Annotated in this window: 10 protein-coding genes and 1 CRISPR repeat array; of the genes, 2 read left to right on the top strand and 8 right to left on the bottom strand. The window is 29.6% G+C overall.

Annotation, left to right across the window (positions count from 1 at the left end; all coding sequences use genetic code 11):
- Positions 1-321: 321 nt before the first annotated feature.
- A CRISPR array of direct repeats spans positions 322-5150; the repeat unit is 28 nt; unit sequence TTTCTAAGCTACCTATTCGGCAGTCTAC.
- Between the two features lie 136 nt (positions 5151-5286).
- From cas6f to D9T19_RS13845, 8 genes are all read right to left on the bottom strand, one after another.
- Positions 5287-5877 (bottom strand): type I-F CRISPR-associated endoribonuclease Cas6/Csy4, encoded by a 591-nt coding sequence (gene cas6f, locus D9T19_RS13880; protein ID WP_121628847.1) that lies wholly within the window; start codon positions 5875-5877, stop codon positions 5287-5289.
- A gap of 5 nt (positions 5878-5882) precedes the next feature.
- Positions 5883-6896, bottom strand: a complete 1014-nt coding sequence (gene csy3, locus D9T19_RS13875) for a type I-F CRISPR-associated protein Csy3 (protein ID WP_121628846.1) — start codon at positions 6894-6896, stop codon at positions 5883-5885.
- Between the two features lie 24 nt (positions 6897-6920).
- Positions 6921-7802 (bottom strand): type I-F CRISPR-associated protein Csy2, encoded by an 882-nt coding sequence (gene csy2, locus D9T19_RS13870; protein ID WP_121628845.1) that lies wholly within the window; start codon positions 7800-7802, stop codon positions 6921-6923.
- Positions 7799-9316 carry a type I-F CRISPR-associated protein Csy1 gene (locus D9T19_RS13865; protein WP_121628844.1) on the bottom strand — a complete coding sequence of 506 codons (1518 nt, stop codon included), beginning with the start codon at positions 9314-9316 and terminating at the stop codon, positions 7799-7801. The genes csy2 and D9T19_RS13865 overlap by 4 nt, the downstream gene beginning before the upstream one ends.
- Complete coding sequence (cas3f, locus tag D9T19_RS13860; RefSeq protein ID WP_121628843.1) at positions 9303-12644, bottom strand: type I-F CRISPR-associated helicase Cas3f; 3342 nt, start codon at positions 12642-12644, stop codon at positions 9303-9305. The genes D9T19_RS13865 and cas3f overlap by 14 nt, the downstream gene beginning before the upstream one ends.
- Positions 12641-13600 carry a type I-F CRISPR-associated endonuclease Cas1f gene (gene cas1f / locus D9T19_RS13855; RefSeq protein WP_121628842.1) on the bottom strand — a complete coding sequence of 320 codons (960 nt, stop codon included), beginning with the start codon at positions 13598-13600 and terminating at the stop codon, positions 12641-12643. Before cas1f ends, cas3f begins: the two co-directional genes overlap by 4 nt.
- 515 nt (positions 13601-14115) lie before the next feature.
- Positions 14116-15135, bottom strand: a complete 1020-nt coding sequence (locus D9T19_RS13850) for an Abi family protein (protein ID WP_162984596.1) — start codon at positions 15133-15135, stop codon at positions 14116-14118.
- Positions 15136-15651: 516 nt separating this feature from the next.
- Positions 15652-16821, bottom strand: coding sequence for a D-alanyl-D-alanine carboxypeptidase family protein (locus D9T19_RS13845; protein WP_121628840.1), 1170 nt, complete (start codon positions 16819-16821; stop codon positions 15652-15654).
- A 124-nt stretch (positions 16822-16945) separates the two neighbouring features.
- On the opposite strand from D9T19_RS13845, the gene D9T19_RS13840 reads away from it, so the two are divergent.
- Both D9T19_RS13840 and D9T19_RS14870 read left to right on the top strand, forming a co-directional pair.
- The gene (locus D9T19_RS13840; protein ID WP_162984595.1) at positions 16946-17323 is read left to right on the top strand and encodes a group II intron maturase-specific domain-containing protein; all 378 of its coding nucleotides are present in this window, start codon (positions 16946-16948) and stop codon (positions 17321-17323) included.
- Between the two features lie 106 nt (positions 17324-17429).
- Positions 17430-17642 carry a tyrosine-type recombinase/integrase gene (locus D9T19_RS14870; protein ID WP_121628838.1) on the top strand — a complete coding sequence of 71 codons (213 nt, stop codon included), beginning with the start codon at positions 17430-17432 and terminating at the stop codon, positions 17640-17642.
- The last annotated feature ends 33 nt before the right edge of the window (positions 17643-17675 follow it).

Genomic DNA, 17675 nt, shown 5'->3' with positions numbered 1-17675 from the left:
TAAATTTTAGAAAAGATATCAATGAAAGTATGAAGATGGGCAAATAAAGTTATAGTTGAAACAAAAAATAAAATTATGAAACTTTTCATAAACCACTCTTTTAAAAATTTGCAAACTAATTGTAAGTTTTTAATTTTAGCGAACAATATTTAAATGCAACTTAGTCGCATATAAAAACTCTTTAGTTGAAATGCACCAAATTAAAAGGAAAATTTAGTATAAACTCTGCTTTAGAGATGGTAAAGGGGGTAAGCTAAAATTCATACTCAGAATTAATCATTTATATAATTAAATTTGAAAATTTTGGTTTTCAATACTGAATTTCTAAGCTACCTATTCGGCAGTCTACAACTAAAACAATTAACCACACGAAAAAAAAGATTTCTAAGCTACCTATTCGGCAGTCTACCTGATACTGAAAATTCACAAGTTTTAACTAAATTTCTAAGCTACCTATTCGGCAGTCTACTTTCTTACATAATCGTTGGAGCGGTATTTATTTTTCTAAGCTACCTATTCGGCAGTCTACTTATTGATAAAGTATGTAAAGTCGATTTAAGATTTCTAAGCTACCTATTCGGCAGTCTACATAATCAAAACATTATACAAAAGTTGTTTAAATTTCTAAGCTACCTATTCGGCAGTCTACATCTCTTCCAGTAGTCATAAGTTCTTTTAATTTTTCTAAGCTACCTATTCGGCAGTCTACATTTTGATAGTCAAAAGATTATAGACATTCTTTTTCTAAGCTACCTATTCGGCAGTCTACGTCTTGTCAACAGGTGAACAAATAGATAATATTTTCTAAGCTACCTATTCGGCAGTCTACTGTATAAGGTGACATTATTCTTAACATTACCATTTCTAAGCTACTTATTCGGCAGTCTACTAGTAAGTATTCCTAAAAGTGCTATAGAAAATTTTCTAAGCTACCTATTCGGCAGTCTACGGCGTATTGTATGTGGTAGAAGTACAGATATATTTCTAAGCTACCTATTCGGCAGTCTACTATTTAATTGGTTTAGTAAAATTCATTATAAATTTCTAAGCTACCTATTCGGCAGTCTACAGTGTTACAGATTGTACAATTAATAATGTAATTTTCTAAGCTACCTATTCGGCAGTCTACGAGTAACAAAATATTTATCCGGATAACATTGCTTTCTAAGCTACCTATTCGGCAGTCTACTTTTTCTTTTTCAATTCTTTTTCCATTATCTATTTCTAAGCTACCTATTCGGCAGTCTACTGGGTCGTAGAATTTTATAAAAAAGAGTTTTGTTTCTAAGCTACCTATTCGGCAGTCTACTAAATCCTGATGAAGAAAATTTAAATGCTACTTTTCTAAGCTACCTATTCGGCAGTCTACTTGTTTATGGACATCTTACAACGAAAGAACCTTTTCTAAGCTACCTATTCGGCAGTCTACTTAATAACTTCATCTTCTTTCTTAATACGAATTTTCTAAGCTACCTATTCGGCAGTCTACATAGATCTAAACGATGCACAATTCAAAACTATTTTCTAAGCTACCTATTCGGCAGTCTACTCTTTGTTGCAATGTTTCGTATAGATGCAATTTTTCTAAGCTACCTATTCGGCAGTCTACAGTGTTATATCTCTATTTTTTCTTTAATATCTTTTCTAAGCTACCTATTCGGCAGTCTACTGTTATATAGAAACAATAACTAAACAATATATTTTCTAAGCTACCTATTCGGCAGTCTACAAAATATATTTGTTAAAGAACCATTCTATATTTTTCTAAGCTACCTATTCGGCAGTCTACATATACAAAGAAAAGCGGGTTGGGGTTTATATTTTCTAAGCTACCTATTCGGCAGTCTACTCTATCTTTAAGTAATAAACTTAATTCAATAGTTTCTAAGCTACCTATTCGGCAGTCTACAAGATATTACCAAAGTATGAAACATCTTCACAATTTCTAAGCTACCTATTCGGCAGTCTACTATTATGAGCATTTTATATATGCTCCTATTATTTTCTAAGCTACCTATTCGGCAGTCTACAAGATAATATATACTTATATAATAACATTAATTTTCTAAGCTACCTATTCGGCAGTCTACATGAATCACTGGACCAAGCAATGGCATTAATCTTTCTAAGCTACCTATTCGGCAGTCTACCAGGAACAACTACTCCTTCTGGAATTATGACTTTTCTAAGCTACCTATTCGGCAGTCTACTTGGTAAAATATTGCCGTTAGAATCAGTTGTATTTCTAAGCTACCTATTCGGCAGTCTACAAACGGCTTTGTTTATAGTATCGTCGCTATAATTTCTAAGCTACCTATTCGGCAGTCTACAAAAAGAAAACTTCTTTTTTTCTCAACTGCATTTTCTAAGCTACCTATTCGGCAGTCTACTAAGAAGCTCAACTAATGGATGCTTTAAAAAATTTCTAAGCTACCTATTCGGCAGTCTACCTTCCGCTAATTTATCTATTTTCTTGCTTAATTTTCTAAGCTACCTATTCGGCAGTCTACTGGCTAAGGTTTCTGAATTTGGAGAAGTAACTTTTCTAAGCTACCTATTCGGCAGTCTACCTAATTTTGGTGGTGAAGAGCCTAATTTTGGTTTTCTAAGCTACCTATTCGGCAGTCTACATCCATATTCTTCTGCTAGCTGTTGATTAAGTTTTCTAAGCTACCTATTCGGCAGTCTACATACTAGTGAAGTGAGATGTTATAAATATGCTTTTCTAAGCTACCTATTCGGCAGTCTACAATATTTATTAAAACAAGAAATTAAATATAATTTTCTAAGCTACCTATTCGGCAGTCTACGATAATAGCAATAATATCGGATTTGATAGAATTTTCTAAGCTACCTATTCGGCAGTCTACACAATGGGGCGAATTTACAACTAATAGCTATTTTTCTAAGCTACCTATTCGGCAGTCTACCTTTCTTCTTTCTAAATAAGAATCTGTATATATTTCTAAGCTACCTATTCGGCAGTCTACTTAAAATTTAAATCATAGTTAAAGCAAGTTTTTTTCTAAGCTACCTATTCGGCAGTCTACTAACACTTAAGGTTGGAACTTATGTTTCAGGTTTTCTAAGCTACCTATTCGGCAGTCTACAAATGACAGCTACTTTTACAGCAAAACAAATTTTTCTAAGCTACCTATTCGGCAGTCTACATGTGTATTATCCATATCTAAGAAATTAATATTTTCTAAGCTACCTATTCGGCAGTCTACAAGATGTTTCCATAGTTAAAGCTGGTAATTTATTTCTAAGCTACCTATTCGGCAGTCTACAATTAGAAAGACAAATAATAAATTTTATGTAATTTCTAAGCTACCTATTCGGCAGTCTACTTTATGATAATTTTTCTGCTCTGAATGCTCTTTTTCTAAGCTACCTATTCGGCAGTCTACTATCTGTAAGATAAAACCAATCTTTTTCAAGATTTCTAAGCTACCTATTCGGCAGTCTACAGTCTAATAGTGCTTAGATTATCGACTGTAAGTTTCTAAGCTACCTATTCGGCAGTCTACAAATTGCAAAAGGTGATGAAGAAGAGAAAGTTTTTCTAAGCTACCTATTCGGCAGTCTACTAGCGGATAATTCAAACACGATTCTAAGTAATTTTCTAAGCTACCTATTCGGCAGTCTACATATCAAGAAAATGACTCAGGTCGGGCATATTTTTCTAAGCTACCTATTCGGCAGTCTACTAAAGCGAATAGAACAAAAGTTTTTACCAAGTTTTCTAAGCTACCTATTCGGCAGTCTACTAAAAAAACAGATAAGTATGAAATGTTCATTTTTTCTAAGCTACCTATTCGGCAGTCTACATTAATTCCTAAACTATCTAGTACATTGCTTGTTTCTAAGCTACCTATTCGGCAGTCTACTCTAGTTCTTTGAATATTGATAATTTGTATCATTTCTAAGCTACCTATTCGGCAGTCTACGAGTTGCTACTGTATATAGTGCCTTATGTGAATTTCTAAGCTACCTATTCGGCAGTCTACGCCTTTACTTTCTAAAGTTCCTTTTTTAGGTTTTTCTAAGCTACCTATTCGGCAGTCTACTGAGTGCAAAACACGGATTAATTATTGCTAATTTTCTAAGCTACCTATTCGGCAGTCTACAATAGATGCAGATATTAAGAACGTGCTTAATTTTTCTAAGCTACCTATTCGGCAGTCTACTATTATCAATAAAATGTAATTGATGTTCGTGATTTCTAAGCTACCTATTCGGCAGTCTACTAGTACAGGAGAAAAGAGCTTCTATTTTAGATTTTCTAAGCTACCTATTCGGCAGTCTACAAGAGAATCTAAAAAGAATAAAGGTAAATATTTTTCTAAGCTACCTATTCGGCAGTCTACTAACCACTTAGACCCCCTTGTTAATCCAGCAATTTCTAAGCTACCTATTCGGCAGTCTACTAACTTCTTTTTTCTCTTTTGGTTTTAATAATTTTCTAAGCTACCTATTCGGCAGTCTACAATAATATCTAACTTTTCTATAAACATATAAATTTCTAAGCTACCTATTCGGCAGTCTACTTAGTCCAAAACTTAACAGTTGTTCATCTGTTTTTCTAAGCTACCTATTCGGCAGTCTACTATTGAAGCATTTAAAGTGGATCACTATTATTTTTCTAAGCTACCTATTCGGCAGTCTACTAATTAATAAATAAATAAAAAAATTTAAGAAATTTCTAAGCTACCTATTCGGCAGTCTACTGAACTCGCCCCATTGTATCAACATTCCATTATTTCTAAGCTACCTATTCGGCAGTCTACTTAAAATGGCTTATAAGATAGAACTATCAAAATTTCTAAGCTACCTATTCGGCAGTCTACTAACAATTGATTTGTCTATTGATTTTGTAATATTTCTAAGCTACCTATTCGGCAGTCTACCTATTGGAATAGTTGCAAATATCGCAACATTCTTTCTAAGCTACCTATTCGGCAGTCTACAAAACGATTTCGAAACACCCATAACAATAATATTTCTAAGCTACCTATTCGGCAGTCTACCTAAGCCAAACTTTGCAACTGCTGCCCCTGATTTTCTAAGCTACCTATTCGGCAGTCTACGATATTAAAGATGCGGTTAAAGATTTTTATGATTTCTAAGCTACCTATTCGGCAGTCTACAGCAAAATATTGTTTCAAAATCCTAGTATAGCTAGGCTTATTAAGATACTTACTTAAATAACCTTTATTTTAGATGTTCTTTTTAAAGCCCTTACTTTGGTCTTTCACAAAGATAGATAAAAATTAGGTATTTTATCTAAAAATATGGAACTGTTGAAGTCTTGCTTAATCCATAAGTTGTAAATAAACCTTTTATTACTTCTGTTTTTACAGTCTTGTCTATAAAAACCTTCATTTTATTTTGATTTGATAAGCTATTCATATTAATATATGGAAGCTTATTTTCTTTTCTTTTATTTTCTTCATCAAAATCTTTATAATTTTCTCTTGCTTCTTCAATACTTATTCCTTGTCTTTTAGCTTGTCTTCTCACTAAGCGTTCTTTATTAATTTTAAATTGCTTTCTACTAAAAGTTACGTATGCATTTATATTAGTTGGAACTTCTTTTATTTCACTAATTAATACATACTCAGAAAGTCTTTTTAAGTATTCTTCTATATTTAAAAGTTTAAGTTCTTCTTTTGTAGGTGCAAATAAACGCAATATATCACCAATTGGAAAAACTTTACTCTCATATTTAGGAAAAGAAAACCCAACTTTGCACATACCCTCAGAATCTTTTTGATTAACCATTGCTAGATGCATTTGAGCATAAACTTTTTCCCAAATAAAACCAAGTGATATTTCAGTATCACTTTCTAATTTTATGTCAATATAATATTTCATGATTATTACTTTGAACTTTCGCCAAAGACACCACCACGAACTAAAACAGCCATAACATAGTGTTCTTCATCTTTACTATCTAGTTTTGTACCTGTTGCAAATTTATCAAAGAGTGTAAAGAAATCTTGTTTTTCTTTTGGTGTTCTAAAAGCACGTCCTAGATTAGTAACAGCTCCGTATGGCTCTATTGCAATTGGTCTATTTTCTGTAGCATATTCACTATACCAAGTATCAATACTTCGTAATGCATTTCCTAGTTTTTGAGAGTGCATTGAAGCTACATCATTTACAGTATATAAAATCTTACTTTTTTTACTTTGACCTTTGTCTAAAACCAACTCTTCACTTGGATAAACCTCTTGTGCCTTACCTATTTGTGCATAACAAGTTATATCTAACATTAAAAAGTCATCATCACTAGCCAAAGCATTAGCTATTTCTTTACCTAAAGATATTGTATCTTTATTTGTACTTTCCATAGAACGAATACTAAATTCTTTTGCATTAAAAACCCATACTTGCTTGCTTTTTAAATCTTCAATTCTTACTTCTATTTGCTCCGCTCCTACACGATTACGCCATAAGAAACGAGCATTAGCTAAATTTAATGCATATCTGCGACCAAGTTCAGTAAACTCATCTTTTTCAATATATTCGCCTACTGCATTTTTATAACTCTCTAAAAAAGTAGCATTATTACAAGCAGATGGTTCTTTAATACCACCTAATACCTTAAGAGTAAAATGAAGTTTAAGAGTATCTTGTTCTTCTCCTAATGCACAACTATCTACTGTTTGTAAGTTTGGTTTTTCTACTTCTGCATTTAATTTTAAAGGATCATTCTTCACTGTATCTTTTAAACGATTACTTATTGTTCCTCTTACTGATTTTTCTACTAAACTTAAAGCTGTTGTTTTATCTTTATTCTCCCAAGTTGTTCCATACATATAACCATCTGATGGTACTAATTTTTTCTCATATGCTAAAACCGATGCGATTGTATTTTTTACTTTTGCCATTTAATTTTCCTTTTATTCTTTATTTTAATTTTTTGTTTGTTCACAAAGATAAAGAGATTCCTCTTCGTCATAACTATATCGCCAAAGTATTTCATCGATTGATGTTATCTTATATGGCATTTTAAACTCTCCAAGAGTTACAACACTCTCTGCAAAACGATGAGGAGTGTTTACATCTCTTTGATTTTTAGCTTTACCAATAGGTGAAATTCCTTGAAAACCTACCGCTATTGGAACTATCCAGCCTGAAACTTTTCGCTCACTATTCCAAAGGACTTTTTCATCATCTTTTGTGCAACTATGATGTAGTGAAAGATAATCCAACATAGCATCAACTGCATCTGCTCCACTGTGCATAGCTTCTATCATCAAATCTTTTCTTTCAACAATGGCATAGCTAGGCATAAGTTTTTTTCTAAAATGAATTAATTGATCTTCTATTTCATCATCAAGTCGAGTAAGAATTGGTTTTTTAAATGAAAATATATCTCCACTAGCCATTTTCATATGACCTAATAAATAGTGGTAAACTCTTTCTAGAAATCGTTCTTCATCTATTTTTTCTAAGCCTTCTAGTTCAATAACTAAACTCACTTCAAGATGAATTCGAGCTTCTTCTATAAAAGATGGACGATTTCCATTCTTGTCTAAAGGATTTCCTGTTCCAACTATAGAGTGAACATAATCTCCAACACCTTTAAAGGTTTGTAGATCTGCATTATGACTGAGTACACCCGTTGCTTTAAATACTAAGCTTTTAAAACCATCGTTATTTAACTTTCTTTGTAAAGCATGTGTTGCTCCTAACCATGCAGTCATAGCAGGAAAGCCTATAGTAAATGGGCTAGAAAGTGCATTTGCATTATGTATTTTTATATGCGGTATTAATAATAGTTGTCTTATCATCTTAATTCCTCCCTATATTTATGAACTACAATCTTGATATCTTTTTTTTCTTCTGTACTAAATTTTTTATTAGTTCGTTCCTGATAACTATTAAATATCCAGCGGCTTATTTCATTTTCAAGTTTATCTAGCCATACATCATCATTTTCTCGTAATTTTTCATACTCCTGACATAGCCAAATTTTTTGATGAGATTTTAATTTTGAATTTTTTTCATAATATTGTTCTAAAGATACTAATCGAACAGCCCACATTTTCTCTATAATTTTATCCATTAACTGTCTATATCTATAAATACGACCATTTCTAATATCTATATTATTATAATCTGAACTAGCGATATGAGCTAGAGCGTTAAACACTTCGGAAACATCCCACACTCTTATTGAATCTTCAAAGAAATTACTTTTAGGAAAATATATATTTCTTTTTTTAAAAACTGGTGGCATAGAATTTAATAAATAATGTTTTTGATGTTTATTATTTAAACCACTTATATTTTTAGGATGCTCTCCTCCATATTTAATTACAGTTAACTTTGGTATTGTTGAAAACTGTATATTTAGATATTTATTATTCTTTTTAGCTTTATTTCCAATATATGCATTAACTGAACGATGATTGATTAAATCAATCTTTTCTTTCATTGAAAAAATCAAACCTGACGGATGTAATATTGACAATAAATGGTATTCATTTTCTTTAGGAAAATATACTTGCTTAATAAACCTATCTGTACGATTATCCTCATTATTTAATGATACGGAAAATTCTTTCACCCATTTTTCTGCGTGAACTTTTTTTATGTCAAAAAGTTCACAAAAGACTGTTGCATCATTATTTTTAATATATTGGAGTAATGGTTTATTCTTATATTTTAAAGATAAAAACTTAAAAACCATTAATTTCGTAGCATTTATATGCATATCAAATTCTACAAGAGAATTTCCCGAACATACTAAGCCATTATTTCTATATTCTTTAGAGAAAAAAATTCTAGGATATTTACAAGAAGGATGTGTCATTTTTGAAGAATGTGAAATGATTGTTCCTTGATTACTGTCTTTTGCTAAATTATCTATTTTTCTTTGAACATCATTTATAGTCTTCTCATTCTGAAAAAGTAAAAAATAATCTAATTTTTCTGAACTAAAATTCTTTACATTTGCAATGCATTTTTCAATATCAGTGTTATTTAAACCAATATCTTTAAGTGCTTCTTTAATTAATGGATGTTCACTATCACATAATAATTTAAAACTTTGTTTATATGATACCTCTAAACACAGTAATTCAAACAGGCTTTTTTCTTCATCTAATTTTGGAAAATATGAATCTATACTTTTTATTGATAATAACATTGTTATCCACTTACTATAAATAAATTCTGATTCTATATTTTCTTTTATTTGCTGAATCTTGTATTTTTCTGTTTTATCTATATCAGATAATAGTATTTTAATTTTTTTCTTTTTAACACTATCTATATACTCTTTAATTTTATTTGTTTTCATTTATTACCTTTACTAGTCCAAATTGGTCACTATATTCAAATTCATCATCATCTTTATAAACTACAAAATTTAGTTCTCCATATTTCAATGATATTTCCTCTTTTGTTTGATTGTTTTCTAAAGCATATTTTTCTACTAATTTATCATAATCTCGATATAACCATAATTTACTTTTATCTATAATATCATCTGCTCTACTTATTTGCAGTATGTCTTCTCTATTAGAAGGATAACCTGATTGATTAGTTATTAACTTAGAATATTCATCTAACTCTGCAAAACAATAATTGTCATCTTTTTGATTATAAACTAGAAAAATATTTGTATTTTTTAAACTCTCTCTAAAAGGGTGATAATAAAAAGGATGAGCTGTTAAAAAACAACTTTCATTTAAATATCCTTCAAAAGTGTTAGCTCCTATTTTATCAAAAGAAGTCAAGTCTTTTTGTGTTTTATAGTGTTCTAAATCTATTAATGAATTTTTAGGATCTAGCTTTTGAGATTTTTTGATTCTTGCTTGTGCATCTAGTCTTTTAGCTATTTTTTCTGTATCTATTAATTCTGAAATATTATGAGTGTTAAGTATAATATCTTCTTCATATCCAGGTTTATTAAAATAGCTATTTTCTTCGGTATCACTATTTTTAAAAGCTTTATAGTTATATTGCATTAATCCAATATTTGCTTCACTTATTTCCCCTATTCTATGTCTTCGTACACGACCTGCAAGTTGAATAATAGAACGATAAGAAGAAGGTTCTATAATAGCCCAATCAAAATCATGGTCGCGACCAACTTCTTCTACGGGAGTAGCAACTAAGACAAAAATAATATCTTTAGTTTTACTTGAATCTATATGTGAACGAATGATTGGATTCTGAAATGCTTTTGCTTCTTCATCTTCTTTTTCTTTTCTCTTTAAAACAGCATCAAGATGTTTTTCTTGTTCATGTCGCAATAACAACACTTGACTTGAATGATAAGCCATAACCTTTATTTCTATATCATCATGATCAGACATTATTAAGTATTTACTTAATGCCACACAAGGTGGAATATTAGCAACTCTAACTACTCCAAAGGATATTTTTTTATTACTTTCTTTATCAATTGTATGATGTTGGTGATGTTTTTTGATAATTGATTCTTCTATTTTAGAAAAATAAACTTCTGTTTTTGTTTCATCCTCTTCAAATTCGTTATCTTCCATATCTTCATGACAATCTATTATCTCTACTTTTCTTTTTATAGGCTCTTTTTCAAGATTTTGTATTCGTTTATCAATAAAATGATTATGATTTTGTTCATAATTATCTAAAGCTTTTTTACTTTCAAAACTTTCTATTTCTTTGACATCTGTTTTAAACTCATCTATCCAAGCACATACTATTTTATTTTTTGATTCATGGCTCTTTACATATAGTTGCCAACCTTTTTTATAAGCATTAAAATATCCTTTAGCCAAATCAGGAGGAATTGTTGCTGATGAAATCATTACACCTCGTCCAAGCATTCCAACTAAATGTACCAACCTACCAATAGCAATAAGATCTGAACCTGTAAAGTCATCTATTTCATCTATTACTAAATCCGAAGAGAGCATTCTTAAACTAGGCAATATATAACGACCACCCTTCTTAGTCGTAACTGCACCCATAAGATGATCAATTGTACAAACTAATACTGGTGCATAAAGGAATTTTCTATCTTGTTCTTTTTTTAAAACAGTTTTTAATGCATCTTCAGGAATATCGCACTCATATAAAACATCTTCATCAAGAAGACTCTCTAAAGATTCTGAACCAAAATCAAGTTTTTGTTCATCTTCTTTTTTCTTTTCTTGATTGTTATGAAGTTCCATAATTGCTTTAGAACCAATTATAACAGCTAGTTCTTCTTTACTTAGTTCAATTTTTTTTCTATACTCATCACCAGTTTGTAAAGTTAAAGTTCTTAAGCCCAAAGCCAAAACATACCGTAAAGATTCTCCATCTTTTGAAATAGCTTGCATTACTTTTGCATTTGCAAAAGTTTTCCCACATCCTGTACTTGCCATGTTCACAGCAAAAAATCCTCTTTTTTTAGACTCTTCATTTATCACTGTTCTTATTTTTGTTACAGCTTTATCTTGCCATGCAAACTCTTTTGGACTTGCTCTTTTCAAAATCTTATTATTTTTAACAAAAGGAGATTCATGTTCAAACATAGGTAGATAATGAACAACAGCAGTAGCCCTTTCATAAACACCACATAAATGTTCATCTAGTTTTTGCTTCAACTCTTTTGTTTTTGGATCAGTATTTGCAAAAAGACCTGTAACATCTTCCCAATTAGGATTTTTATCTTCTGAAGAATAATTATGATCACCCAGCATCAAACAAAGTCGGCTATGATGCAAAACAGCTCTATAACTACCATCATTAATTGCTTCTTCTAATAAAGTTTGTTGAGAAATAAGTTTTGTTGCCCAACGCTTAACAAGGCTTAGCCATTTAGATGAATTAGATAGAAGACCATTAGGAAATATAAAGCACTCTTTTAGGCGTTTTTTATACTCTTTTTCATCTCTTATATTTTCATATCCCCAAGATTTTTTAATGTATTGAAGAGTTTCTTTTATATTAAAAGAAGCAACACCATTCCATCCATCATCTACTATGGCTTTTTTAGTAGTAGCTACACTTGGCAATTTATGGTGAGAAACTACCAACCAAAGTACCAGTTGTGCTGAGGATGGAAGATTTTGTAATACTCTCTCATTTACATCGCTAGTAGATTCTATTAGTAAAGTCTCATCTATTATTCCTTCACTTAAACGATGCAACCAGTTTTCTTTGTTTTGTGAAATAAAAGCATTAAGTAAAATACAACTTATCCATTCATGACGAATTGGATCAGCTTTTATTTTACTATTTGGTTTTAACTTATCTTGAAAAAGTTTCGTTGCTTTTCCCCAATCATGAAAAAGTGCAGAAAGAGCAGTTAATGATTTAATTAAAGGCAAATATTTCCATTCACTCTCTTTATACTTATCTAAAATAGTTTTTGTAGTCCAATGAACTGGTACAACTCCTTCTTCATTAAATCTATCCTTATTCCCAACCACCCATAGGAAATCACTTCTACTGCGACTTCGTATCCAATGACAAGATACAGCAGTACTTTTTGAAGCTGTTTTTCTAAGTAGTTTTTGAACAGCATTTAATCCTTCTTGAGTGATAATAGTTTGCCATGTATTGTCACCAATACGGTTTGCAAAACTATCTAAAACTCTTCTTGTTTTTTTTAATGCATTTTTCTCACATTGTGAGACAAAAATAACCATCATAAGATTTCATCACCTTTTGAATAGTATGAAGATGCTTCTTTTACTTGATTAAACATAAAATCTAAGGCTTTGTGTTCAACAAAATTTTGTAAACATTGTGACCTAAACTCTTTTTCACTCATATTCTCTTTAGCACAGATAAAAGCCCAAGGTAAAACCAAAGCATCTTTTACTAAATCAGCTACATCAAAAACTAATGCTCCCCTTCTAGTTTTACCATGCATCACTGCAAAACCATGAGGAATCCCAAGAACCCAAAGAGTAGTAGCTCCAAGTCCATATGCTAAATAATTCCCATGATTTAAGAAGTCATTGGCTAAATCAGCACTTTTGTGTTCTCTTGTAAAACCTATTTGATTTGTTTTTAAAGCTGCATATTTGTAGAGTTTCTTAGTAAAATCAGCTTCAAGTTGTAATAGTTTACCAACATTATAAGCATTTGGAATATTTGTTAAAATTGTAGAAAATAAGTTTCCAAGAACAGAATCTTTAACATCGAAACCTTCTATTCTTAGCTCACGATCTTTAGCCCAAACTTTTTGTATGAATTCTATTCTAGATATTTGAAATCTTTTTGCAGTTTCAAGCCGCTTAGCCTCGTCAAACCAAAATTGCATCCATCCTTGAATATATTCAGTAGGTCTATATTCACTTTGGGGAGTAAACCATTCAATTTCATTTGCCATAAACAAAGGAGTTGCACCACCTCCACAAAAACCAACAAGTACCCCAGCTTGAGCTAACATTCTCATTGCAGCTTGTGTAATTGACGTTCCTGTACCTAAAAGTAAACAAGTAGTATTTGCAATTGGGATATTCCAGTACTGATACTCTTTCTTAGCTTCACTAAGATAAAGAATCCTGCCATCTTTTTGCATAACACGACAATATTCAAGATAGTATATATTTGCTCTTTTTGAGTGTAAAATAGCTTTTAATTCATTTAAATTTTCCAATTCTAGTCCAATAAATTATAATATAATACATTATATCAAAAGTTATTTTAGTGAACCTCTCATAATCAATTTTCAAGAACACTTTTCTAATTTTTCTTGAATATGAATTTTAAAATTTTATTTAGTTAATCGTAGAAGACTAAACAAACCTGTAATTAAAGCATTTAAAGCTTATTATTAGCTATAACGTCACAGAAAAATCTTTTTTATGGTTCACTTAGGGATATGCGAGATAACAGTAATCTTATTATTCAATCAGCAGATACTATCCTTTGGTCCAAATAGTTACCTCTCAATCAATATTTTTATGTCCTATTGGTAACAAGATCATTATCAAGTTAGAATAGAAAAGATACTAAAAGTTACACTGTTAATAAATTATGCATTCAAATTAAACTTAATTTATGGATGATTATATTATAATATTTTTATAACTAACGCCAGTCCGCTGTAAATGATAAGTTTTTATACGATTTAGTATTCTAACCTCTATGTTTACAAGACTGGCTATTTTTTTATCTACACATTTTTGAATAAATGATTTTCCCAATATTTTGAAAACTTTCCTTTTCTAACTTTTCTAAAAGTCCAAAAGATTCTCTATTAGAAATATAATCTTCTTTAAATTCTATAAATAGTTTTTTAATTTGAATATTTTTAAATTCTTCAATACTCTTATATTCATCGAGTTGGTTTAACATAAAAAATAAAAATATATATACATCTAATGACTTATGATTATTTATTTTCTTTCTTAAAAGCTGATATTTACCTACTCCTGTGGCACTCCTAAAAGTACGGTTGAAAATTCTACCACCATGTGCAACTCTATTTCTAATTTCATTTAGTCTTTTTAAGTAATTTAAAAACTTATCATTATTCCCTAATCCAAAGTTAGTTGCTGTTTTACTATATATATCCGTATTTCCAATCTTTAAACTTCTTATAAAAGATATTACACAACCTAAAGTAGCACCTTCTATTAAGTATTTAAAGGGAGGATAATTATATTCATTATCATCAATATTAATAAGAGATGTATTTTGTAAATGCATATTTTTATTTGAATTAAAATTATAATTTTGTAAATAAAATAATATATAATGACTATATGCTTCTGTTTGGCTCATACTAGAAGTATGAACTTTCCAGTTCCTAATTGTTGGTATATCAATGCTATAATTAGTCCACTTATGATTTTTTGCCATTAAATAAAAAAAGTTATTGTTTGTTCTTTTATAACATTCATTAATTAAAACACTTTTCAATTTTGATTCAATTCTACTTGATAAATCGAAAATGATTTTTGAAAAATACCTGTCAAATAGGTATATAGCTAATACATCATCTATATTTTTTATAGATTGATGTTTTATCTCTTTAACATAACCTTTTAATTTAAATACCCCTGCATTATCACAAATCTTTATTACTTCTTCATCTTTAAGATATTTGCTTTTTTGAAATTTATTACTATAGAGATATTCCAAATAATCTTCTGTTGTTGATACATTGTTATTATAAATATTTGTCAAAAAATACCTTTTAATTTATTATATAATTACAATACTTAGTCTTCCTAAAATTCTTTCATATTGAAGTGATAACTAAAATTCATACTCATAACCAATTTATTCTGAGATAAAATTTTTTTAATTCACTTTAAAAAAAAACTTTCTATATTTAGCCTAGAATTGTTTTTTACATAGAAGGACAAGTCAATTAAAATAAAAATCAATCCTCGAACAAATATAGAGCAGTTTTTTTAAGATTATATATTATTACTTTCTATTTATCAACTTTAACTAGCAGTTAAAATAAAATTTATAATTCTTATAAGTGCAAAGTAAAAGTGCTCCATTGTTTTATATTTAATATTATATGAATTTAGAAAAACTTTAATTTTATTAAATGAAGTTAAACTATTGTTTTATTACAACCTTATTTATGTAGTTATAGCATACTTATTAAAATATTGTGAAAAAAGGATTGTGAGGCTACACCTTTCTAATTAAAACACCAATTCAAGAGATAAATTTGATTAAATCTTCCTAAAAATTAGTAGCATAAGGTATATTTGTTTTTATCCAAAGAGTTATACTGTCAATCGTTTGATCCCATAAGTTACCTTTATTAATTGTATTTAAAGCAATAAGAGGAACTGTTGTTAAAATCTTATCATCAAGGTGTACTTCTACTGTTCCTAGTTCTTGACCTTTATTTACTGTTGCAATGATAGGTTTTTTGATATTTATTATAGTTTGTAATTGTTTATCTTTGCTACGAACTATTGTTACAGCTAGGTCTTTTTCAAGTCCTAGGGAAACTTCTTCTTTTTCCCCTTCCCAAATTTTACTTTTTTTAATTACAGTATTTGCTTTGTATAATTTATGTGTATCATAATACTTAAATCCATAATTTAATAGTTTCTCTGACTCTACTGCTCTAGCTTTAGAACTTTTTGTTCCCATTACAACAGCAATTAGACGCATATCTTTTCTTTTTGCAGAAGCTGCTAGACAATATCCAGCAGCATTTGTATGACCTGTTTTTAATCCATCTACACTTGGATCTTTCCATAATAATTTATTACGATTATTTTGACTTATATTATTATATTTAAAATTTTTAATTGAATACCAATCATAATGGTCTGGAAAATCTTTTATAATTGCACGAGACAATAATGCGATATCCTGTGCAGTTGAATAATGATTGTTAACTGGTAAGCCTGTAGCATCACTATAGTGAGTATTATTTAGTCCTAATTGTTTTGCATATTGATTCATCAATTCAACAAATGCTTTTTCACTTCCAGAAATATGCTCAGCAATGGCAATTACAGCATCATTTCCTGATTGTATTATCATTCCCTTGACTAAATCTGATAAATCTACTTTTGTATTTACATTTAAAAAAGTTCGTGAACCAGTCATTTTCCAAGCCTTTTTACTTATAAAAGCTTTGTCTTTTAAACTAATTTCTCCTGAATTAATTTTTGCTGATGTAACATATGATGTCATCAATTTAGTTAAACTAGCAGGTGGTAATTTTTCATCAGCATTTTTTGAAATTAAGATGCGTTTTGTATCATAATCCATAAGAATATATGATTTTGCTTCAATTACAGGTGGTATAAGTTCCTCTTGGACAATATTTGCCTGAATTAATTGACTAAAAATAGTACTTAAAATAAATATAGAATATATAGTTTTTCTCAAAATGTTCTCTCCAAATAATAGTTTATTTTATTAATAATATAAAAGTGTGATTGTATAATAAAAATATAAAGGATAGATAAACCAAATCACTTAAACAGTTGTAATTATCTTGCAAGAGGTCATCTTGAAATATCCAAATAATAAAGTGATAGTAAAACCAAGTAAAGATGGAATAAAATCTTTTAAATCTAAAATCAAAGAGATATTTAAACAACATAACTCTTCACCTTTAGAACTATTAATTGATAAACTAAACCCTTTAATAAAAGGTTGGGCTTACTATTATAGATTTGTTAATTCAAAGGTTATATTCTCACAACCACCTAACTATCAATCAGAAACTTTATCAAATGGAATTAAATATGTAGCAAGATTATCGGCTTTGCCATTACTTGAACATATTAAAATAGTAGCTACAGCTAACCCTTATAATAAAGATGATGATTTATACTTTACTAAACGATATATTTCCCTAAAACTTCGCAATAAATTTAGTTATTAATGCTTGAGCCGTATGCTCTGAAAGTAGCAAGTACGGTTCTTTGGAGAGGGAGTGACTGTGAGGTTGTTTCCTTATCTGACAGTATTATAAATTATTTGATGAAGATATTAAGAAAATTAATTTTTTTCTAGTAAATCGATTAGGAAATAAGATATCTGAGCAGTCAATTAGATTGATGATTAATAAATACGAGAGAATAGTATTCACAAGTAAACATCTAACTCCACACATGTTTAGACATTTATTTGCAACTCTACTTTTAGAAGAAGGAGTTGATATTAGTTTTATAAGTATAACATTCCTATTCCCATTAAAATAAATAAAAAACCTGATATTTTATAGAATAATTTTA

Origin of the sequence: Poseidonibacter antarcticus (assembly GCF_003667345.1) — a bacterium.
Lineage (GTDB): Bacteria > Campylobacterota > Campylobacteria > Campylobacterales > Arcobacteraceae > Poseidonibacter > Poseidonibacter antarcticus.
Note: the sequence above shows the minus strand (reverse complement) of the source record. Positions and strands in the feature narration are given on the sequence as shown.